At 32.9% G+C, this 19,586-nt stretch carries 21 protein-coding genes and 1 riboswitch; of the genes, 11 read left to right on the top strand and 10 right to left on the bottom strand.

Annotated elements, in window-relative coordinates; all coding sequences use genetic code 11:
- Nucleotides 1–69: 69 nt before the first annotated feature.
- Nucleotides 70–762: a TIGR02117 family protein gene (locus MTP08_RS04395; protein ID WP_243577206.1), complete on the bottom strand. Its 693-nt coding sequence runs from the start codon at nucleotides 760–762 to the stop codon at nucleotides 70–72.
- A 368-nt stretch (nucleotides 763–1,130) separates the two neighbouring features.
- Here MTP08_RS04395 and MTP08_RS04390 point away from each other — a divergent pair, with 368 nt between their 5' ends.
- Together MTP08_RS04390 and MTP08_RS04385 are read left to right on the top strand one after the other, a co-directional pair.
- A complete protein-coding gene (locus MTP08_RS04390; RefSeq protein WP_243577205.1) occupies nucleotides 1,131–1,622 on the top strand; it encodes a DUF456 domain-containing protein in 492 nt (163 codons plus the stop codon).
- A 1-nt stretch (nucleotide 1,623) separates the two neighbouring features.
- Nucleotides 1,624–2,106: a hypothetical protein gene (locus tag MTP08_RS04385; protein ID WP_243577204.1), complete on the top strand. Its 483-nt coding sequence runs from the start codon at nucleotides 1,624–1,626 to the stop codon at nucleotides 2,104–2,106.
- Here MTP08_RS04385 and MTP08_RS04380 read toward each other — a convergent pair.
- Complete coding sequence (locus tag MTP08_RS04380; RefSeq protein ID WP_243577203.1) at nucleotides 2,093–2,734, bottom strand: uracil-DNA glycosylase; 642 nt, start codon at nucleotides 2,732–2,734, stop codon at nucleotides 2,093–2,095. The two genes, MTP08_RS04385 and MTP08_RS04380, sit on opposite strands and share 14 nt — an antisense overlap.
- Before the next feature lie 311 nt (nucleotides 2,735–3,045).
- Between MTP08_RS04380 and MTP08_RS04375 the strand changes: the two genes are divergently transcribed.
- The 4 genes from MTP08_RS04375 to MTP08_RS04360 all read left to right on the top strand — a co-directional run bounded on the left by MTP08_RS04375 (nucleotide 3,046) and on the right by MTP08_RS04360 (nucleotide 7,715).
- Nucleotides 3,046–5,193: an endonuclease MutS2 gene (locus MTP08_RS04375; RefSeq protein WP_243577202.1), complete on the top strand. Its 2,148-nt coding sequence runs from the start codon at nucleotides 3,046–3,048 to the stop codon at nucleotides 5,191–5,193.
- A gap of 461 nt (nucleotides 5,194–5,654) precedes the next feature.
- Nucleotides 5,655–6,173, top strand: a complete 519-nt coding sequence (locus MTP08_RS04370) for an ATP-binding cassette domain-containing protein (RefSeq protein ID WP_317233008.1) — start codon at nucleotides 5,655–5,657, stop codon at nucleotides 6,171–6,173.
- Between the two features lie 36 nt (nucleotides 6,174–6,209).
- Complete coding sequence (locus MTP08_RS04365; protein ID WP_243577201.1) at nucleotides 6,210–7,004, top strand: hypothetical protein; 795 nt, start codon at nucleotides 6,210–6,212, stop codon at nucleotides 7,002–7,004.
- Between the two features lie 34 nt (nucleotides 7,005–7,038).
- A riboswitch (cobalamin riboswitch) is annotated at nucleotides 7,039–7,218 on the top strand.
- 113 nt (nucleotides 7,219–7,331) lie between these two features.
- On the top strand, nucleotides 7,332–7,715 hold the full coding sequence (locus MTP08_RS04360) for an acyl-CoA thioesterase (RefSeq protein ID WP_243577200.1): 384 nt from the start codon (nucleotides 7,332–7,334) through the stop codon (nucleotides 7,713–7,715).
- A gap of 38 nt (nucleotides 7,716–7,753) precedes the next feature.
- On the opposite strand, the gene MTP08_RS04355 is transcribed toward MTP08_RS04360, so the two are convergent.
- The gene (locus MTP08_RS04355) at nucleotides 7,754–8,347 is read right to left on the bottom strand and encodes an HD domain-containing protein (protein ID WP_243577199.1); all 594 of its coding nucleotides are present in this window, start codon (nucleotides 8,345–8,347) and stop codon (nucleotides 7,754–7,756) included.
- 292 nt (nucleotides 8,348–8,639) lie between these two features.
- Here MTP08_RS04355 and MTP08_RS04350 point away from each other — a divergent pair, with 292 nt between their 5' ends.
- The 5 genes from MTP08_RS04350 to MTP08_RS04330 all read left to right on the top strand — a co-directional run bounded on the left by MTP08_RS04350 (nucleotide 8,640) and on the right by MTP08_RS04330 (nucleotide 13,195).
- A complete protein-coding gene (locus tag MTP08_RS04350; protein WP_209389739.1) occupies nucleotides 8,640–8,969 on the top strand; it encodes a PadR family transcriptional regulator in 330 nt (109 codons plus the stop codon).
- An 11-nt stretch (nucleotides 8,970–8,980) separates the two neighbouring features.
- Nucleotides 8,981–10,663 (top strand): PspC domain-containing protein, encoded by a 1,683-nt coding sequence (locus MTP08_RS04345; RefSeq protein WP_243577198.1) that lies wholly within the window; start codon nucleotides 8,981–8,983, stop codon nucleotides 10,661–10,663.
- 307 nt (nucleotides 10,664–10,970) lie between these two features.
- Nucleotides 10,971–11,576, top strand: a complete 606-nt coding sequence (locus MTP08_RS04340; RefSeq protein WP_243577197.1) for a 1-acyl-sn-glycerol-3-phosphate acyltransferase — start codon at nucleotides 10,971–10,973, stop codon at nucleotides 11,574–11,576.
- 30 nt (nucleotides 11,577–11,606) lie between these two features.
- Nucleotides 11,607–12,044, top strand: a complete 438-nt coding sequence (locus tag MTP08_RS04335; protein WP_209389742.1) for a PaaI family thioesterase — start codon at nucleotides 11,607–11,609, stop codon at nucleotides 12,042–12,044.
- A gap of 176 nt (nucleotides 12,045–12,220) precedes the next feature.
- Nucleotides 12,221–13,195 (top strand): chorismate-binding protein, encoded by a 975-nt coding sequence (locus MTP08_RS04330; RefSeq protein ID WP_243577196.1) that lies wholly within the window; start codon nucleotides 12,221–12,223, stop codon nucleotides 13,193–13,195.
- Nucleotides 13,196–13,251: 56 nt separating this feature from the next.
- On the opposite strand, the gene MTP08_RS04325 is transcribed toward MTP08_RS04330, so the two are convergent.
- The 7 genes from MTP08_RS04325 to MTP08_RS04295 form a co-directional block, all read right to left on the bottom strand.
- Nucleotides 13,252–13,449: a hypothetical protein gene (locus tag MTP08_RS04325; RefSeq protein ID WP_209389744.1), complete on the bottom strand. Its 198-nt coding sequence runs from the start codon at nucleotides 13,447–13,449 to the stop codon at nucleotides 13,252–13,254.
- Nucleotides 13,450–13,454: 5 nt separating this feature from the next.
- The gene (locus tag MTP08_RS04320; protein WP_209389745.1) at nucleotides 13,455–14,057 is read right to left on the bottom strand and encodes a MarC family protein; all 603 of its coding nucleotides are present in this window, start codon (nucleotides 14,055–14,057) and stop codon (nucleotides 13,455–13,457) included.
- Between the two features lie 44 nt (nucleotides 14,058–14,101).
- The gene (locus tag MTP08_RS04315; protein WP_243577195.1) at nucleotides 14,102–15,847 is read right to left on the bottom strand and encodes a BatD family protein; all 1,746 of its coding nucleotides are present in this window, start codon (nucleotides 15,845–15,847) and stop codon (nucleotides 14,102–14,104) included.
- Nucleotides 15,847–16,548, bottom strand: a complete 702-nt coding sequence (locus tag MTP08_RS04310; protein ID WP_243577194.1) for a tetratricopeptide repeat protein — start codon at nucleotides 16,546–16,548, stop codon at nucleotides 15,847–15,849. The genes MTP08_RS04315 and MTP08_RS04310 overlap by 1 nt, the downstream gene beginning before the upstream one ends.
- 119 nt (nucleotides 16,549–16,667) lie before the next feature.
- A complete protein-coding gene (locus MTP08_RS04305) occupies nucleotides 16,668–17,675 on the bottom strand; it encodes a vWA domain-containing protein (RefSeq protein WP_243577193.1) in 1,008 nt (335 codons plus the stop codon).
- Nucleotides 17,675–18,673: a VWA domain-containing protein gene (locus MTP08_RS04300; protein WP_243577192.1), complete on the bottom strand. Its 999-nt coding sequence runs from the start codon at nucleotides 18,671–18,673 to the stop codon at nucleotides 17,675–17,677. The genes MTP08_RS04305 and MTP08_RS04300 overlap by 1 nt, the downstream gene beginning before the upstream one ends.
- Entirely contained in the window at nucleotides 18,666–19,562 is an 897-nt protein-coding gene (locus MTP08_RS04295; protein WP_243577191.1) for a BatD family protein, read from the bottom strand. The genes MTP08_RS04300 and MTP08_RS04295 overlap by 8 nt, the downstream gene beginning before the upstream one ends.
- Between the last annotated feature and the right edge of the window lie 24 nt (nucleotides 19,563–19,586).

Raw genomic sequence — 19,586 nt, 5'->3', positions numbered from 1 at the left:
GAGACTTTCTAATTTTAGAGAGTCTCTTTTTATTTACTGAATATTCTTAATTACGTATGTATTAATGTATTATTTATAGTGTAAGAAAATTCCGTAATCTGATGGTGTCCAAAAAGCTGCTTTTTGACCGGAAGCTTTTAAGGCATTATTCGCCCAAGTATTACAGGTATTCAAAAAACTATATTTTCCTTTGGCATCATAAAAAGCATCATTATCTCCATAAACGGCTTTAGTAGGGATAAACTGATACGAACCGTTAGAATCTTTATCGAATTTAGCATCGACAAAATTCACTAATTTTTTATATTGATTTCTGCTAATCATAATTTTTTTACAATCTTCCGCTTCTGTCATTTTTTGATAATAAGAACAATGCATAGCCGATTCGCTTAACCAAAAAGCAGCTTTAAAAGCTGTTGAAAATTTAAGATCTGCCCAAGTAGGAGTATCGAGGTAAAAACCTTTGTCGCCCCACCCAATTCCTATAAAATGATAATCTGTTTTTTTAGATTTTGTATCTGAAAAAGGTATTTTTGCACTCCAGTCTTGTATATCATTCTTTACCGGCATTACAATATCTGTATGTACTCCATTTGTATAGATATAAATTGGAATTTCCTTTATTTCTCCGTCATCTTTTGCCGAAATTTCTATAAACGGAAGCAAGTAGCCCAAAAGTGCATAAATTAAAACAGTTCCTACAATACAGCCGAGTATTTTCAACAGAACAACCAGAATAGATTTAATACTTATTTTTCTCATTTTATGTAAACAAAAATTAATTCAATTTTTTGCTAAAAGTATTTATTTTAATTGAAAATTATATTAAATTTAACTATCAAATAATCACAAATATGCCGAAAAAATCAAAATCTCAGAAAAGATTTAAAATTAGAGTAAAAACTGCACCTAAAAGATCGCAGAAAAAACGCTAATCATAAAAATTCTTCTTTAACTGAACTTATTTTTTCCAACTCAATATTTGGAATACATACATCTTCTCTCCAATTTCTTGAAATTATAATTTCCAATTTCATTATTATATAGAGAGAAAAAAATTCCCCAATATTTTGCAACCATAAAATTAGCATACTTTTTGCCAAGTATCCTGAGAATTTATTTAATCTTTCATGGATCATTCGATTATCACTTTTTTAAGCATCGTTTTACTGATACTTGGTATTTTAGGAACGTTTTTGCCTATTTTACCGGGATTGGTTCTTAGTCTTGCCGGACTTCTCATTTATAAATACGGAACCGATGCAGACCTTTCTATGATTTATATTTGGGCATTTTTAATTCTAACTCTCGCTTCTGTAGTTTTGAATTATGTTATCCCAGCCAAAACCACTAAAAAATATGGTGGAACCCGTTGGGGAAGCATAGGATCTGTAATTGGCACAATTGTAGGAATGTTTCTGCCAATTCCGCTGGGATTTTTAGTTGGAATGTTTGCCGGAGTCTTCATAGGAGAATTATTGCATGACAGCAAAGATTTTACGAAAGCTTGGAAATCTACAAAAGGTGCTTTCATTGGTTTTATTTACGGAACCGGATTCAGTTTTGTAGTTGGTGTGGCAATGTTTTTAGTTGTAGTTTTGAATGTTATTAATGTAATATAAAATGTTTTACAAAAATTTTCTTCTGAGTTTGGGAATTTTAAGTTTATTTAACTGCCAATCTCAAAAAATAAAAACCGATGTCACAACTGAAAAAGCAGAAATTCATAAAAAAAATAGTGATGAAATAATCTACTTTAAAGAAGGTGAAAACAAATTTCTGAAAGATTATCAAATGAATGTAACTTTTAAAGGAATTTCTGAAGACAGCCGTTGTCCTAAAGATGTGCAATGTATTTGGAGCGGTGTTGCCGTTGCACAAATTGAAGTTATGGGAACTGCAACCAGACCAATGATTTTACAGATTTCCAGCATTGATGATCGAGATAGAAACTATCATAAAACTGTAAATTTCAATGGTTATGATATCAGTTTGGCAGATGTAACGCCCTATCCCGTATCCTCAAAGAAAAAAAATGCTTTAAAAAGCAATTACAGCATAGGGATTATCATTAAAAAAGCAGGAGAAAACATTACCACGAAATAGCTTTCTCTCCTTTTGAAACCAAATAATCATTAATTTTAGAAAAAGGCTTGCTTCCATAAAAACCTCTGTAAACCGAAAACGGAGAAGGATGTGCAGACTTTATAATAAGATGTTTAGCCGGATTAATCAGTTCGGCTTTTTTTTGTGCAAAAGCTCCCCATAAAACAAAAACTACATTTTCTTTTTTATCTGAAATTTCCTTAATAATAAAATCTGTAAATTTTTCCCATCCCAAGTCTTTGTGGGAATTGGGTGAGTGAGCACGTACAGTAAGCGTTGCATTGAGCATTAAAACACCCTGTTTTCCCCAGTCATCGAGCTCTTTGGATTGTCGCTCAATTCCCAGATCATCTTTCAGTTCGGTAAAAATATTTTTGAGAGAAGGCGGTGCTGCAACCTGTTCTGAAACCGAAAAACACAAACCATTAGCCTGAAAATCATTATGATAAGGGTCCTGACCAATAATAACCACTTTCACCTCTTCAAAAGGTGTTATTTCTAAGGCTCTGAAAATTTGTTTTTTAGGTGGAAAAACTTGTGTGATAGCGTATTCCTGCTTCACTTTTTCCCAAAGCTGCTCAAAATAAGGGGTATTTTTTATCGGTGCTAAAACGTCGGTCCAGGTCATAGTATGAATTTGAAAATTTGAGAATGAGTTAATTTGATCATTTATTTAAATGTTGTAATTAATTTTTAATTCAAACGTAACTGACATTGTATTTCTAATTTTTTATAAAACATCTCACTTTTAAAACTCTATTCCCTCTTCCAAAACGAATCCACTTTTTGAAAAGCCTTTGAATTTTCACTGAATTTTGATAAAGGATAAGTCTTTCGGTTTCAAGTTTCATAAGCCAAATTTAATTAAATGATTTGAAATCTGAAGTGCAATTTCAAATTCTCAAATTATTTCATTTTCAAAATAATTATCTTTGCAGAGTGTATATAGATAACGAAGACTTAGACGAGCTTGAATTTCCGCAGTTGCTTGCGGAAATTGCTCCATTTGCATACTCTCCGAAAACCAGAGAAAAAATTCTTCAGCTTCGCCCAATGAATATTGATGAGGCCGAAATTTCATTAAAAAAGACCTCAGAATATCTTTCAAGTTTTGAAAGTTCTAATGCAATTCCTTTTGACGAATACGAAGATATTGAGAACGAACTGAAACTGATGCTGATAGAAAACTACCGGCTAGAAAACTCAGCATTTATTAAAATAAAAACCCTAACGGAGCAGATAGGAAAACTACAGAAATTTTTCCCTACGATGCCCGAAACGTTCCCAAGCTTAATTCAGGATGTTTCTGTATTGGAATTCAAAAAAGAAATTATTGATAAAATAGACAAAGTTTTCAACCGTTTTGGCGAAGTAAAAAGTGAAGCATCCCCTGTTTTAAAAGGTTTAAGAGCAGAAATTCAGCACGCCAAAAAAGCAATTACAGAAAATTTTAACCGTGCTCTGTTTAATTACGGACAAAGTGAATTTCTGGACGATATCCGCGAAACGATAATTGATGACCAGAGAGTTTTAGCCGTGAAATCGGGATTCAAAAAAAGAGTGCCGGGAAGGGTTTTAGGTCTTTCTAAAACCGGCTCAATTACTTATATACAGCCGGAAAGTGTCATAAAACACTACTTTAAGCTTAAAGAAAGTGAAGACGAAGAAAAAAAGGAAATTGATAAGATTTTAAGACAGCTCACAGCAGAACTTGCTGAGTTTCAGCCTCAGCTTTGGAGATATCAGAAATATATTTTCGATCTCGATTTAAGCAGGGCTAAGGCAAAATTTGCAGAACTCATCAACGGAGTTTTACCTAAAATCAACAGACATAAAACTTTACGGTTAAAAGATGCGTTTCATCCTTTATTATTTTTAAGAAATAAAGCAGAAAACAAAACCATACATCCGCAATCGCTTACTTTCACAGAGCACAACAGGATTATCTGTATTTCCGGTCCGAATGCGGGAGGGAAATCTATCACTCTGAAAACTGTTGGACTTCTTCAATTGATGATTCAGAGCGGAATTCTAGTACCCGTTCATCCAAAATCCGAAATGTTTTTCTTCAGTAAAATCATGACGGATATTGGTGACAATCAGTCTATTGAAAACCACCTTTCCACATACTCTTCCCGTCTGAAAAAAATGAGCGGAATCATTCGTGAAGCAGATGCAGATACCCTTTTGCTGATTGATGAATTTGGAACAGGTTCCGATCCCGAGCTCGGCGGAGCTTTAGCAGAAAGTTTTCTTGAATTTTTCTATGATAAAAAAAGTTTCGCCATCATTACCACCCATTACACTAATATAAAACTGGTGGTAGAACAGCTTCCGAACGCTCAAAATGCAGCCATGCTTTTTAATGAAGAAACTCTGGAGCCGATGTATAAACTTGAAGTAGGACAAGCCGGAAGCTCGTTTACTTTTGAAGTCGCCGAGAAGAATAAAATCCCGAGATTCATCATTCATTCTGCCAAGAAAAAAGTAGAGCACGATATTGTTAATTTAGATAAAACGATTGTAAAACTTCAGCAGGAAAAATATGAAGTTGAAAAACTGAAAACCGATCTTGCCGAAAGAAAAGAATCTGTGGAAGATAAGCGTGATAATCTGCAGAAACTCAATGAGCAGCTTCAGCAGAAATTATTTAATTTCCAGAAACTATACGAAGATGAGCATAGAAAACTTCAGTTCGGAAACAAAATTGAATCTTTTATAGATAGCTATGTGAAAGGTAAATCCAGAAAAGATGTGGTGAAAGATTTTGTGAAAATTCTGGAGCAGGAGAAATTCAGAAAAATTGGTGCAGATAAAGATGAATCTAAAAGGCTTCAGGTGGTTAAAAGAAAAATTACCCAACAGCTGAAAAAAGAAGAAGTGATCGAAAAAATCACCGAAACCAACGAAAAAATAGAAGAAAAGCGTAAAACAGACCGTGCTGTATGGATGAAAGTGGGGCAAAGGGTAAGAATTACCGGAAGTACAAGTGTGGGAACCATTGAGAAGATTTCCAGAAATAAAGTGATTGTGAATTATGGAACATTTAAAACTACGATTGATGGAGATGAGCTGGAGAGAATCTAGTTCGATTGATTTGGAGTTTTTATATATAGTTGGCTGAATTAATGTATGATTTTAAACTTAAAAATTCTTTGGATTTTTTATAGAAAACTTTTGATTCCAGGAGTTTTATTTTCTTTATTAACTTCTTTTTCAGCAGGAATTAGTCTGAAAAATTTCAGTACAAGTTTTTTACTTATTTTTCCTATGATGCACTACTTCATCTATGAACTTAGATTAAAAAACGAATACATTTTCTATGCTAATTTTGGATTTTCAAGGTTGCATCTTTGGATTATTACCATTTTGTCTGTTGTAATTTTAAAATTAATTACATCATTTTTATGAGTGTTCTTCATGTTGACAGCGTAACAAAGGCTTATGGATCTAAAAAGATTTTACAATATATTTACTTAAAATGCGAAACAGGTAAAATTGTAGCATTATTAGGAAACTAAGGCGTTGGGAAATCAACATTATTAGAAATAATTTTTGGAACCACTAAGGCAGACAGTCAATTTATAAAAATTGATGACCAAATACTCACAAAACAATCCGACAGAAGAAACAGAATCGCTTATTTACCTCAAGAAAGTATTTTTCCTAAAAATATTAAGGTTAAAGATTTAATATTCTTGTTTTGTGATTTGGAAAATGCCGAAAAACTGTCTCATATCGACATCATGAAGTCTTTTTTAAATAGTTATACAAGAAATCTTTCCGGAGGAGAAATAAAAATGGTGGAATTATTAACAATTGTTTATTCCAAAGCAGAATTCATTTTACTAGAAAAACCCTTTACTGGTCTCTCTCCCATTTTTGCAGAAAAAGCGATGAAGATTATTAAAGAAATTTCTAAAGAAAAGGGATTTATAATTTCTGATTTTGTTAGCGAAAATATTATAAATCTTTCGGATGAAATTTACTTCCTTTCTAATCATTGCGTAAAGAAAATTAAAGATTCGGAAGAATTACAATATTATTATCACAAAAAAAATAATTAATTATATCTTTGAACTACAAAAATATTCCTGTAAACAATGAAATTTTTTAATAAAGCATTTTTTTTATCTGTATTCATTTTTTGTTCATGTTTAATATTTGCACAAAACAAAGTACCTTTTGGTGTGGTAAAAGCAGAGGAAGGATATGCAATGGTACGTGTTCATAAAGAAGATTACCGAAAAATTGTTGATAAAATAAGAATGCGTAAAGGTGATGTTTTTTTTTACGTAAAACCCGCTCCCGGAGAAACAGATTGGATTTGGATTAAATATCCCGAAAAAGAAGAAATTCCTAAACCGTTCGTACGATACGACAGTCTCACCAAAGAAGGAATGGTAAACAAAGAAAGAATTGCTTATGTAGATCAGCTTCCAAAATTTACGCCTTCTAAATCTAAAAATGGGAAATCCCTTATTTTTACTGACGATACCAACCAAAAAATTCCAACAAACGAGCGTACAAAAGTCATTATAGATATTTATCCTTCCAATGCAAGCTACAGGAAACAGGAGAAAGATTCGGAAGGAAATATTATTAAAATTGATAAAGTAAAAACATGGGGAATAGGTAAAGAACTCCCAGAAGGTCTTACCGAAATAAAATCTATCCGAGTACAGCAACCCGGAAGAGGTTCTGTTTTTGTAAGAGAAGCCATAAAAAACATGTTTCAGCCCACTATGGATTTTGATAAGGTAGCCGTTTCATCTATCGACAAAGATCATATTTTTCTTTATATGATAAACGGATCTGGAGAACATAGATACACCACTCTTTGGACTATTAAAGAAGGAAAAGTAATCAGTCAGATTATTTTTAGCAATCCAGAATAATTCTATTTTTTTACCTTTGCAAAAGAATACCTTAGATGGTTTTCGAAAAAATGGTTTTGCTTAACCGCAAATGAAAAGGGAATCGTGTGAAAATCACGAGCTGTCGCGCAACTGTTAGTAACTATAATCTTTATCATAAACCACTGTACAAAGTATGGGAAGGAGATATATGAGAGTTACAAGCCAGGAGACCTGCCAATTTTTCTTTTAAAATAAAAACTTTCGCGATTGAAGTTTTTAGATTGACAGCAGCTTGAAGATTTTATAATCTTCCAAGTTCTTTCTGTTGGTTTAAATGCTTTTTCGCTTTTAAATTGAATATGTAAAATGACAACAGAAGAAAGAATTAAAGCTTCCGAAACAAGAATTTTCAAAGCCGTTTTCCCAAGCACTACCAATCATTACGATACTCTTTTCGGAGGAACAGCGATGCAGCTTATGGATGAAGTGGCATTTATTGCCGCAACAAGATTCGCTAGAAAACGCGTTGTAACAGTAAGTAGCGATAAAATTGATTTTAAAAAGCCAATTCCCGCAGGAACCATTATAGAACTTATTGGCAAAGTTTCTTATGTTGGCAGAACCAGTATGAAAGTAAATGTTGAGATCTACACCGAGCAAATGTATTCATACGAAAGAGAAAGGGCAATTGTAGGAGATTTCACGTTTGTAGCCATTGATGAGCACAAAAAACCGATACAAATATTATAATATCTGATAATTTCGGCGGGCTTTGCCCGCCGAAATTATTATTGCTTTACCACTTTTTTGTTTTCCAAACTGAGATTCAGAAGAGCATGAAAAGCTTCTTCCATCTCATCAGAAGCTCTGCATATAGCATTTTCGAGCATTTTTCTTATCTGCTGTTCGGTTACTTTCGCTTCAGTCCAGCTTTTCCCTGAAGTATGAGAATTTAAAATGAAGGGCATTATTCTGTCTATTGCACAGGCAAAAATCGCATCCGGAGTTTTCTCCTCTTCAAACTCCAGCCAGAGATTATAAAATTCTGAACGGATGGGCTCGTCTAAAATTCCAAAAATATTCTGTGCAGAAAGCTTTTCTCTTTCAAATTTGCCAATCATAGCAGCTTCATCAAAAAGAAAAGTGTCTCCCGCTTCAATCTCCACCAAATCATGAATAGAAAGCATTCTTATTACTCTCAACAAATCTATATCTGCTCTATTTTTTGCATAAGGATAAAGAATCTGAGCCAAAATAATAATCTGCCAAGAATGTTCTGCCGTATTTTCTCTTCGCGAATCGTCTGCATTATAATTTCTGCGCTGAACATTTTTTAATGCATCTACTGCAATAATAAAATCGATTTCTTTTTGAATTTTCATCCCACAAAATTAAGAATTCCTATTTGTTTTGAACAAAACGATCCGCTTAGATTTTATCAACACAATCAAAATTTAATGCTCAATTCATATAATTTTTCCAAAAGCAAAATTATCTTTAAATTTAAATTAATGATTACCAAATACTTAAATTTAATTTAAAATTTATTTTACTACTTTGTATTGCATAATACCATTTTAATTACATATCTTTGTAATATAAAATCAGAATAGATTCATTAGCTGAGAATTTTTTTCTGAAATAATGATAACAAATTAACAAAACCAATTAACAATGAATACCGAAAATACCAAAGCGCAAATGCGAAAAGGGATTCTGGAATTCTGTATTTTAAGCCTCATCAATCATCGTGAAATGTATGTTTCGGATTTGATAGATGAATTAAAAAAAGGAAAACTGGATGTAGTGGAAGGAACCCTCTACCCTCTTCTTACAAGATTGAAAAACGGAGAATTTCTCTCCTACAGATGGGAAGAATCTACAGGAGGACCTCCCAGAAAATACTATCAGATCACAGAAAAAGGCAAAATGTTTTTATCCGAACTGCAAAACACCTGGAAAGAACTTACAGATTCTGTAAACCAAATCACTCAAAAAAATTAAAAACAAAAGCTATGAACAAGACACTCTCAATAGGACTCGCAGGTTTTTCTTTTACCATAGAAGAACATGCATATATTAAGCTCAGCGATTACTTAAATGCTCTGAGAAGCTCATTAGATGCTTCCGAAGCAGATGAAGTAATGCACGATATAGAAATAAGAATGGTAGAAATCTTCAAAGAAACTTTGAGCAGACGAGAAGTAATTAATGACGCGGATGTAGAAAAAGTTATTGCTCAGATTGGTTCTCCAGAAAAGATTGAAGAGCAGGAAGAAGCATACTATTCAGAGAAAAATTCTAAGAAAAGCAGCTCAGGAACTTATTATTCTGACAAGAGACAATTATTCCGCGATCCTGAAAACCAAAAAATCGCCGGTGTTTGTGCGGGTTTAGCAGCATATTCCGGAATGGATATTACCTGGATGAGACTTATCTGGGTTGGAGCATTCATTTTTCTTTGGGTAGCTCCTGGATCTTCTTTATTAGTGATTGTTTTGTACTTCATTCTTTGGGCAGTTTTACCAAAAGCAGAAACGGCATCCGATTTTTTGAAAATGAAAGGTAAACCTCTGAATTTTGATAATCTAAAGGAAGAATCTAGTAAAATTGTACAGTTTGCCAATGAAACAACTGCAAGAGCAGGAGAAATTTATAACGAAAATAAGCCATACATAAATAATGCAGGGAGCGGAATATGGAATGTTCTAAAATACATTATCGGAATTTTCTTCGCCATAATGGCAGTAAGCAGCATAATAGGAGTATTTGTAGTTTTCGGACTATTTGGAATTGATTCTAATTTTCCCGGGGCAAACGAAATGAGATTCTTTTTTGATGACAATGGTCTGTACGATGTTTTGGCAGCAATAATTATTATAGGATCTTTAATACCTGCAATATTATTTACATTACTGAGCATTAAAATTTTCTCTCCTAAAACAAAACTGAGAAATATCGGATGGGTTGTTGGAGCACTATTTCTTGCAGTAATAGGATTATCTACCTACTTCGGAATAAGTATGGCAAAAAGAGATATGCTTTTTACAGGAAATAAAGAAGACACCGAAGAAATAGCCATTAATACCAAATCTGACACTCTTTTTGTTGATGTAAAACAAATTACCATTCCTCAGAATTTTATTGGATATGATGACGATTTATACTCAGACAAAAATTATGTTTACAAAAAAGACTGGGTAGAGGTAAATGTTATTCGTAAAGCAGATATAAAAACACCTTATCTTGTTATTAAAAAAGAAGCAAAAGGCTATAATATTCCGCTTAATGTAAATGTACCGATAGAAATAAACAATAATAAAGTTATTCTTCCAAACTACGTAAAATACCCATACGATCATCGTTTCAGAAATTATCATATAGATTATGAACTGGTAGTTCCTCAGAATATGGTAGTTATTTCATTAAAAAAAGATGATATTGATTTGAGCAATGAAGAACAGGACATTGAAAATCATGAAGATGAGGATGAATATGAAAATGTGATAAAAATAAACGGATCTACCATAAAATATAATCCGGATGATAAGGACAGCGTAATCATTAACGGAAAAAAATACCCTAAAGACGAAGCAAAGAAAATAACCGATACCGTGAAGATGAATGTGGGTAAAATAAAAAATATGGACATTAAAATTAAAGACGGCAAAAAAGAACTATCTATTAAAACCAAATAATTAAACGCTAGAGAGTGATGAAGGTGTGAACGTAAGACAACCGTTTGAAATTCACACCCTTCTTCTCTCAAAAAAAAGATATTTTTTTTCAACACAAAGTGTTTTATTACAGAAAATATTCTTATATTCGTACTTTAAAATCGTTAAATTTTAAACAAAAATAAATCATGGTACAGGTAGTTTTAGAAATCGCCGTAAAAATTGCAGATTTTATCAGCAGTTTATTTTAAGAGCCACAATAAATCAATATATTTGTAGAGTATAACCATTATTTGGTTATACTTTTTTGTTTTAAACTTAGATAAAAATGAAGAAACTGATAGGCAAATTAGTGCTGAAATTAATGGGTTGGAAAGTAGAACTTCAGGGAGATGTTAATAATCTTAACCGATGTATTCTTGTTGTGGCTCCGCACACCCATAACATGGAATATCTTTTGGGAAATCTTGCTTATTGGTCTTTAGGAAAAAAGCTTAAAATTATTATTAAAGACGCACATACAAAAGCTTGGTACGGTGCCATTGTAAGAGGATTAGGAGGAATTGGGATAGACAGAAGCCAAAAAAATGATTTGGTAAATTTTGTGGCAAAACAGTTTGCAAAAGAAGATTTCAGTCTGGTAATTACTCCGGAAGGTACAAGAAGCTGGGTTCCAAAATGGAGAAAAGGCTTTTATCACATGGCATTGGCTGCAAAAGTTCCTATTGTATTGGCTGCAGGCGATTTTAAACGTAATACAGTTTTTCTGGGATACAAAATTCCTTACGAAAGACTGGAAACTGTAAGCTTTTCCGAAATTATGCAGGAAATACAGGATTATTATATAAAATATGATATTACTCCAAAAATCGCAGCCAACTGGAACCCCAATATCATGGGCACGGAACACGAAGCTACAAATAAGGAAAATTAGTAATATTATTTCATCATCATTTATAAAAACATGGACTTAGAAAATAAATCTAAAGAAGAAATTCTTGAATTTTTAAACAACTGGGGTGGAGGAATTACACTGGCTAAAACTCTGGAAATAAAATTCACAGATATTGATCTGGAAAACGAAACACTTACCGCAATAATGCCAGTACAACCAAAAGTTCATCAGCCTTTTGGGATTTTACACGGCGGAGCAAGTTGTGTTTTGGCAGAAACTTTAGGTTCTAGCCTGTCTAATCTCTTTATTGATGGCAGCAAATACTATGGCGTAGGAACAAACATCAATTCTAACCACTTAAGAAGTAAAAAAGACGGTATCGTAACGGCTGTTGCAAGATTTATCCGAAAAGGTAAAACTATGCATGTTTCTGAAATCGAAATACGCGATGAAAAAAACCAGCTAATTAACCATACAACCATGACGAATAATATTATCAACAGATAATTTATAAACTTTAAAGACTCAAAACACCGAGTCTTTTTTTGTATGAGATTGAATTGTTAATCAGGTTAATTCTCAATTCAATTAAAAATGATACTTTAAACCTATAATACCTTTGCCAAAAGGATTTTCCAATTATCTCTTATGTTAATGGAAATTCTTTAGCAATGCATTGATATATGATTTACTTCCAGTTTCCTTTTGATGAAAAAATTTACTCCGTTACCAAAAATTCTGAAGATCATCCCATAGAATTTCATTCTTTCGATAATTCAGAAATCAAAAAATTTGAAGGAACCCTTACGGAAATACATGCTCAGGAATTCGAAAAACTTAATATAGATTCTTCTATTCTTTTCCATGAGGAACAAGAATACACTGCAGAAAATCAAGAAGAGTATATTCAAAAATTAAATGAAGTAATTGAGATAATTAAAAAAAATAATCTCCCCAAGCTTGTTTTATCGAGAAGAAAGATTATTCGGGGTTTTAAAATAATACATTTGAAAAAAAGCTTTTCAAATCTTTGCAAAAATTACCCAAATGCCTTCAAATATTTCTTTTTTGATGGAAAAGAATGTTGGATAGGTGCATTCTCTGAAGTTCTAGGCAAATTCAATAAAACCACTCAGGAATTTGAAACCATGAGTCTTGCAGGAACCATTGCAGTAAATGAAAACTGGTCGCACAAAGAAATTGAAGAGCAGAAACCTGTATCCGACTATATCAGATCAATCCTCGAAAACTACGACACTCAAAATACATTAAAAGAGTCTGAAACCTACGATCATATTTCTGGAAATATTAAACATCTTAAAACAGATTTTCGATTAAAAATAAATCAGGATCAATTAGATTCAATTATATCAGAACTCCATCCTACTCCCGCCGTTTGTGGAATTCCGAAAGATTTCTGCAAAAATGAAATTCAAAGAACAGAAAAATTTCCTCGTGAACTTTATGCCGGATATATTAAAATTGAAAATAATACCCACATCAGTTATTTCGTGAATCTTAGATGTGCAAAACTTTACAAAAATGCAGTTCACCTTTTTGTAGGCGGAGGAATTACTTCCGAAAGTTCGCCAGAAAAAGAATGGATGGAAACAGAACTTAAATCTGAAGCCGTGCTGAAAAATCTTTCTTTCGATTAAAACAAAAATCCTCTTTCAGTGATTTGAAAGAGGATTATATTTTTAAATAGTATACATTATTGCTTCTTTAATCCTATTTTACTCCAGGTATTGAGTACAAAAAGCAGGATTAAGCCCAAAACTGCACATAGAATTGAAAATACAAATTTAAGATTATCTTCAGATAAAACTTCAGATCTCCAGTCTAATGCATATAAATTAACAGCAATAAAAACGATAAACAGTACCAAAAATACTTTATAAAACTTCTGCATGATCATTAAAAATTAAAATAATTCTGTACAAGCTGTGCAAAATTAGCGGTGAACAATTTTATTGAAATTGCCAGCAAAATGATCCCGAAAACTTTCTGAAGAATTGCCAGAGAAGCTTCTCCCATTTTCATCTCAATCCACTTAGCAGATTTCAGCACCAAATATACGAAAATTGTATTGAGAATAATACCGCAAATAATGTTAATATCATGAAATTCTGCACGTAAAGACAAAGTAGTTGTTAATGTACCCGCACCCGCAACTAAAGGAAATGCAATGGGAACAATAGAGGCAGATTTCGCTTCTGTGGTTTTATTGATTTCAATTCCTAAAATCATTTCCAAAGCAATAATAAAGATCACAAAAGCACCGGCAATAGCAAATGAATTAACATCTACACCAATAAATTTAAGAATTTTATTCCCTACAAAAAGAAAGACTATCATAATAAGCCCTGCCGTAACCGAAGCTCTTCCTGCTTCAATCTGACCGAACTTTTGTTGCAGACTTACTACAATAGGAACAGAACCTATAATATCTATTACCGCAAACAATACCATAAAACTGGTAAAAACCTCTTTAATTGCAAAACCGTTGAAAACCTCCATATCTTTACGATTATTAATTTCGCAAAAATATAAATAAAAAATGACTATTTACTAATCAAACTGTATAATTTAACAACATCTGTAAGTATATTCGCAATAGAATCTTCTGATGTAAGAGGAGAATATTTCTCGATTTGAATTTTTTGCTGAAGTTCCTGATACTGTTCTGCCACAGAACGTCCTTTATCTCTTTCCAGAAAAACAACAAAATCCTGCTTTGAACTTTGAAAATACTGGCTTCTCACTTCGTGATCCAATTCATCGAATGTCTGAAAAAATTTCGAATAATCTCCAGAAGCTTTAAGATTTTCTAAATATGCAAAATAATCTGATACATCTGTTTTCAGACTTTCCCGAATCTCAGCTTCAGTTTCTGCTACAGATCCCAAATCTTTACCAACTGATTTTTCTTTAACAATAAAACGTTTTTTCTGCCAATTTTTGAAACCGAAATACATAATAATCAAACTCAAAAATAGCCCAACATTTATAAAAAATACATTCCAGTTTAGTTTGCTTTTTTCCTTAACTTTAAAAGAAGTTGTTTTCAGAACGGGGCTGTCTACTGTTTCAAGGAAAGTATTGGTATATTCGTTCACCTTTTCTACAGTAGATTTAGATTCTAAAACCTCATCGTGCGAAAAGGCAGTTATTGCCATTTTTTTCTCGCCTAAATCTGTGTATTCTTTATTTCTTGGGTCAAAAAATGAAAACGACTCGGTTTTAACAACAAAATCTCCTGCTTTTTTAGGAATTACAACATATTTTGCCAGGATTTCACCTTTCATGCCTGTTTTTCCGGGACGTACAAAAGACGAAATTTTGGGAGCAAATACCTCATAAAAAGGCGAATCTTCTATTTTAGGAAGCGACAAATCGGCTAAATTTCCTTCGCCAGAAACTTTCACCGTAACATTAAAGGGCTTTTGGACTTCAATTTTTTCTTTAGAATTATGAAAAACATCTACCTTAAAATTTCCCACCGCATTTTTAAAAGATTCGGGAGAACCTTCCGGAAGTTTTTTAACGTTAAGCTTTACTTTATTAGATATTATGGAATTTTTATTGGCGAATGTATTTACAGATGCCGAAACAGCCGGTACTTCAACATACCCGGATTCGTTGGGAAAAACCATAAAAACAGCCAAAACCTGCGATGCCATGTTGGCGTATCCATTAGGATCTATTTCTGATCTTTTTAAACTGACAGGGTGTACATTAATATTTTCCTGATTGGGAAGTTTTATATTTTTTACTTTTCTGAGGTGATCCATATTTTTAGAATACACTCTCAATACAGCAATTGTTGGCTGATCCTGGTAAACTTCTTTGTCCTCAATTTCCATATTGAGATACACATCGTTACTGATATTTGAAGCTGTTTTTTTCTCTACATCTCTAATGAAAATATTGAAAGGCTCAGTTTTATATATCTTATTATTGATGTTTACCAGTACAGAACCAATTTTAATTTTACCTTTCTGCTTCGGTTCTAATGCTATTCTGGTTACATATTGTTTAACAAACTGATCTTCAGAAGAATTAGCTCCTGCTTCAACAAAACTCTGGCTGTAAGAGCCATTGCCTATCATATTGAATTTAGACAAATCCGGAAGCATTATTTTACTTTGCTGAACAAGATTATCGCCATTCAACTGTAGAATAATGGTAAGATTTACAATTTCGTTCCCGTTATAATCTGTTTTATCAGGCTTCATCTTGAGATCAACCTGTCCGTAAGAAATTACAGATATAAGGGTAAAAATCGCGTAAATAATTTTTTGCTTCATCACCAATCTTTCTCGTTGCTTGCAGGCGGAGAATAAGATTTATTGTTTAAAATTCTTCTGGCAGTGCGTTTTTCTCTGCCGTCTATACTGTCTAAAATTGCTTTCTGTAAATCTTTTGGAAGTTTACCTTGATTTCCGTTTCCTTTAGGCTTTTGATCTTCACCTTTACTTTGCTGAGGACCATTTCCCTTATCTTTCTTCTTATCTTTAGAATCTCCCTTTTCGCCCTTATTTTTATCTTCTCCCTCTCCACTTTTTCCCTGAGATTTGTTTTTATCTCCACTGTTACGCTGTTGTTCTTTCAGCTTCAACTTGGCAATCTCATAGTTTTTTCTTGTGGCTTCATTGTAGGGATCTTGTTTAAGAGACTGCTTATAATAATCGGCAGCTTTTTCGGCTTCATTCATCTGCATCATGGTATTTCCTAAGTTATGCAGTACAGCGGCTTTATCGGGCAAAGTACGAGAAAGTTTCTCGGCTTTAGAATATTCTTCTTTTGCTTCCTGATATTTCTGCTTTTTATATAACGCATTCCCCAGATTATAATGAGCAGTAAAATCTTTTGCATTAGATTTTATCGCTTCCATGAATTTGGAAGAAGCTCCATCGAAATCATTCCCCTTAAATTTTTGATTTCCTTCGAATACTAATGTTCTGTAATTTTCCTGTCCGAAAATAAAACCCGAAAATAAAAAAGACATTATAAACGCTGAAAATAAAAATTTAGTATTCATCCCTTGCAAAATTATCTCTTTAAATGTTAATAAACAGCGTTTTAATTGTTAAAATTGGGTTAAAGTGAATACAGATTTATTTAAGACTAAATATTGAAATCTCTTTTCGGATTAAAAATAAAAATAATCATGAAAATGAGTATTGAAACGGCTAGAGAATATTGATAATAATGATTTGCATTTCTGGAGTTTACCTCGGTATCTGTTGACGACATTTTTTTACTCAACTCCTCAGCAATTCTTTTGGGAGCATCTTTCATATTGTTTCCGTCGATATAGTTTCCTCCGGTAGATGCAGCCATTTTTTTAAGAGCTTCTGTCTGTCTTTTAGAAATAACCGTTTCTCCGTTTGCATCTAATTTATAACCTTCAAGTTGCCCGAATTCATACACAGGAACAGGCGCTCCTTCATCTGTCCCAATACCTACTGAAGTAATGCTAATCCCTTCTGAATTGGCAAGTCTTATTGCTGCATTGTCATTACCTTCATTGTCTTCACCATCACTAATAAGAACTACTTTTCTTGATCCTTTACTGATATTTTTAAATTTTGAAACGGTAACTTCCATTGCCTTAAGAAAATCGGTTCCCTGAATGGTAATATTATCCGTCTGCAAATCTGAAATATAAGTTTCCACAGAATTATAATCGGTAGTTAAAGGCATTACAGAAACGGCTTCTCCTGCAAAAATTACGATTCCTATCTTATCATTCTTCAGTTCTTTAATCGTATTGATGATGATATTTTTCGCCTGTGTAAGACGATCCGGATCTATATCTTCTGCATTCATAGAATTGGAAACATCCATCACAAACATCACATTGTTCATTTTCTGTACAGACTTAATTTTCTCGGAACCACTGAGAATATCTATTATTGAAAGTACAAGAAAAAATACAGCTAAAATATACAGAACAGGAAAAAACTTGCTGAAAGACGTGTTTTTTTCAAATAAATTTTGATGAAATTTAGATTCTGCAAAGAGTTTCCGTTTGTTTTTTTTCCAGCCAAGATACTTCACAATTATCCATGCTAAAAGTGGTAAGACCAAGAGCAAAAGTAAATACCAATTATTTCCTAAATACCAGTTCATCAGCTTAAAAATTTATAAAGTATCCAACGTAACACTGCATCTAAAATAAGGACTCCAAAAGCTATCCAGAGAAAAATCCTGAAATGCTCTTCATAATTATAATTTTTTGTAACCTTAAGATCTGTTTTTTCGAGTTTATTAATATCAGAATAGATTTCTTGTAGTTTATTTTCAGAATCTGCACGATAGTATTTTCCTCCTGTAGTGGCAGCAATTTCCTTTAAAGTATCCTCATCAATAGAAACCTGCTGTTCGGTGTAATAAAATCCGAATTCATCATAGTTATAAGGCATAAGTGCATATCCATTGGTTCCTATCCCGATGCAATAAACTTTGATATTGTTATCTTTTGCTAGAATAGCCGCAACCTGAGGCGGAAATAATCCGTTTAGTTTATTGCTTACGCCATCCGTCATTAAAATCACCACTTTGCTTTTGGCTTTACTTTTCACCAAATGATTTACCGCAACAGCCAACCCGTCTCCCACAGAAGTTCCGTCCATCATTTCTCTTTGGTTGAGATTTTCTATTTCATGGATAACGGCATTATGATCAAAAGTTAAAGGAACTTTCAAAAAGGCTTCCATTTTATAATTAACCAACCCGAATCGGTCATTCGGACGTTTTCTAATAAAATCTACCGCAATATTTTTTAGAACAGAATATCGGTCGGGTTCAAAATCTTTAGAAAACATACTCAGCGAAACATCTACCGCAAGCATAATATCCACACCTTTGGTTTCGTCTCTCTCCTGAGATACAGAAAACGTTCTCGGTCTCGCCATTGCAATAATAAGTGCCGAAAGTATAATGTATTTGGAGATTTTCAGGAAAGAAAGAACCGGTAAGATACTGTTGTTCTCATCCATATTCTGAATGGTGGGAACTTTAACTCCTTTTCTTTTTTTCTGGCTGAAATCTCTGAATAATAACGGAAGAAAAACCAAAAACAGCAGAAAAAACCACGGACTGTAAAATTCGAAATCTAAATTAAACATCTTTTCTCAGGTTTTCGAATTCAATATCTTTGGATGAACGCTTCACCAAATCTCTTATTCCTCCAAAATCTTTCTGCATAAGTTCCTGATCGGGAAAGGTTTTTGCAAATTTCACCAAATCGCCTCGTAAAAATACATCTTCCACAATTTTTTCGTTTTCCGGAGAAATAGTGTTGTTCTGTTTCATTAAAGAAATCAGATCATCGGTAAGCAAAACATCTGCAGGAATATTGTATTGTTTAGTAATGAATTTTCTGGAAATATCAATTAATTCCACATAAAAAGATCTGTAATTTCCTTCTTCAATGTATTTTTTCTTCTTCAAAGAATCCAGTTCTTTTAAAGTCTGGTTGGTAGCGACAATTGCAGGATCTTTGCTTTTTCTTCCGTATTTTAACAAGATTACCACAGCAATAATTAATGCAATAAAAGCCAAAGCTGCTAAAACGTACCATTTGTATAAATCCCAATAATCTGCAGCTTCAAGATTGACTTCTTTATTATTCATTATATCATTAATCTGATCTTCTTTTTTGGCAGTATTAATGACTTCAACTTCGTAAGGAATGGTTTTGAGAATTTTATCTCCTACTTTAAATTCAAGCTCGGGTATTTTAAAATTTCCTTCTTCATAAACAGCAAATTCTACAACTCTTTCGTAACTGGAAGAATTTATCCCTATGCTGTCTTTTACTTCTTCAAAATGAAAAGGCAGAAGCTCGTTTTTTTGAGCAGCAATTACAGATTTGCTTCTTAAATTATCAATTTTTATAACCAAGCGGTTCACTTCTCCCAACGCCAGAGTTTTCTTCTCGAGATTTGAAGAAAGCAGCTGCGAAAACAAGTTTGCACAGATTAAAAATGACAGTAATAAAAATATTTTTTTCAATTTAATGTATCATTCTAGGTTGAA

Origin of the sequence: Chryseobacterium oryzae (assembly GCF_022811665.1) — a bacterium.
In the GTDB taxonomy this organism is placed as follows: Bacteria; Bacteroidota; Bacteroidia; order Flavobacteriales; family Weeksellaceae; genus Chryseobacterium; species Chryseobacterium oryzae.
The sequence above is the reverse complement of the archived record's forward strand: the minus strand, read 5'-3'. Positions and strand labels throughout refer to the sequence as shown.

What these genes read in the sequence shown, in the direction of transcription:
- MTP08_RS04395 (WP_243577206.1), bottom strand. Translation starts at nt 762, where the DNA reads ATGAGAAAAATAAGTATTAAATCTATTCTGGTTGTTCTGTTGAAAATA.
- MTP08_RS04390 (WP_243577205.1), top strand. Translation starts at nt 1,131, where the DNA reads ATGGATCATTCGATTATCACTTTTTTAAGCATCGTTTTACTGATACTT.
- MTP08_RS04385 (WP_243577204.1), top strand. Translation starts at nt 1,624, where the DNA reads ATGTTTTACAAAAATTTTCTTCTGAGTTTGGGAATTTTAAGTTTATTT.
- MTP08_RS04380 (WP_243577203.1), bottom strand. Translation starts at nt 2,734, where the DNA reads ATGACCTGGACCGACGTTTTAGCACCGATAAAAAATACCCCTTATTTT.
- MTP08_RS04365 (WP_243577201.1), top strand. Translation starts at nt 6,210, where the DNA reads ATGAAATTTTTTAATAAAGCATTTTTTTTATCTGTATTCATTTTTTGT.
- MTP08_RS04360 (WP_243577200.1), top strand. Translation starts at nt 7,332, where the DNA reads ATGACAACAGAAGAAAGAATTAAAGCTTCCGAAACAAGAATTTTCAAA.
- MTP08_RS04355 (WP_243577199.1), bottom strand. Translation starts at nt 8,347, where the DNA reads ATGAAAATTCAAAAAGAAATCGATTTTATTATTGCAGTAGATGCATTA.
- MTP08_RS04350 (WP_209389739.1), top strand. Translation starts at nt 8,640, where the DNA reads ATGAATACCGAAAATACCAAAGCGCAAATGCGAAAAGGGATTCTGGAA.
- MTP08_RS04345 (WP_243577198.1), top strand. Translation starts at nt 8,981, where the DNA reads ATGAACAAGACACTCTCAATAGGACTCGCAGGTTTTTCTTTTACCATA.
- MTP08_RS04340 (WP_243577197.1), top strand. Translation starts at nt 10,971, where the DNA reads ATGAAGAAACTGATAGGCAAATTAGTGCTGAAATTAATGGGTTGGAAA.
- MTP08_RS04335 (WP_209389742.1), top strand. Translation starts at nt 11,607, where the DNA reads ATGGACTTAGAAAATAAATCTAAAGAAGAAATTCTTGAATTTTTAAAC.
- MTP08_RS04330 (WP_243577196.1), top strand. Translation starts at nt 12,221, where the DNA reads ATGATTTACTTCCAGTTTCCTTTTGATGAAAAAATTTACTCCGTTACC.
- MTP08_RS04325 (WP_209389744.1), bottom strand. Translation starts at nt 13,449, where the DNA reads ATGCAGAAGTTTTATAAAGTATTTTTGGTACTGTTTATCGTTTTTATT.
- MTP08_RS04320 (WP_209389745.1), bottom strand. Translation starts at nt 14,057, where the DNA reads ATGGAGGTTTTCAACGGTTTTGCAATTAAAGAGGTTTTTACCAGTTTT.
- MTP08_RS04315 (WP_243577195.1), bottom strand. Translation starts at nt 15,847, where the DNA reads ATGAAGCAAAAAATTATTTACGCGATTTTTACCCTTATATCTGTAATT.
- MTP08_RS04310 (WP_243577194.1), bottom strand. Translation starts at nt 16,548, where the DNA reads ATGTCTTTTTTATTTTCGGGTTTTATTTTCGGACAGGAAAATTACAGA.
- MTP08_RS04305 (WP_243577193.1), bottom strand. Translation starts at nt 17,675, where the DNA reads ATGAACTGGTATTTAGGAAATAATTGGTATTTACTTTTGCTCTTGGTC.
- MTP08_RS04300 (WP_243577192.1), bottom strand. Translation starts at nt 18,673, where the DNA reads ATGTTTAATTTAGATTTCGAATTTTACAGTCCGTGGTTTTTTCTGCTG.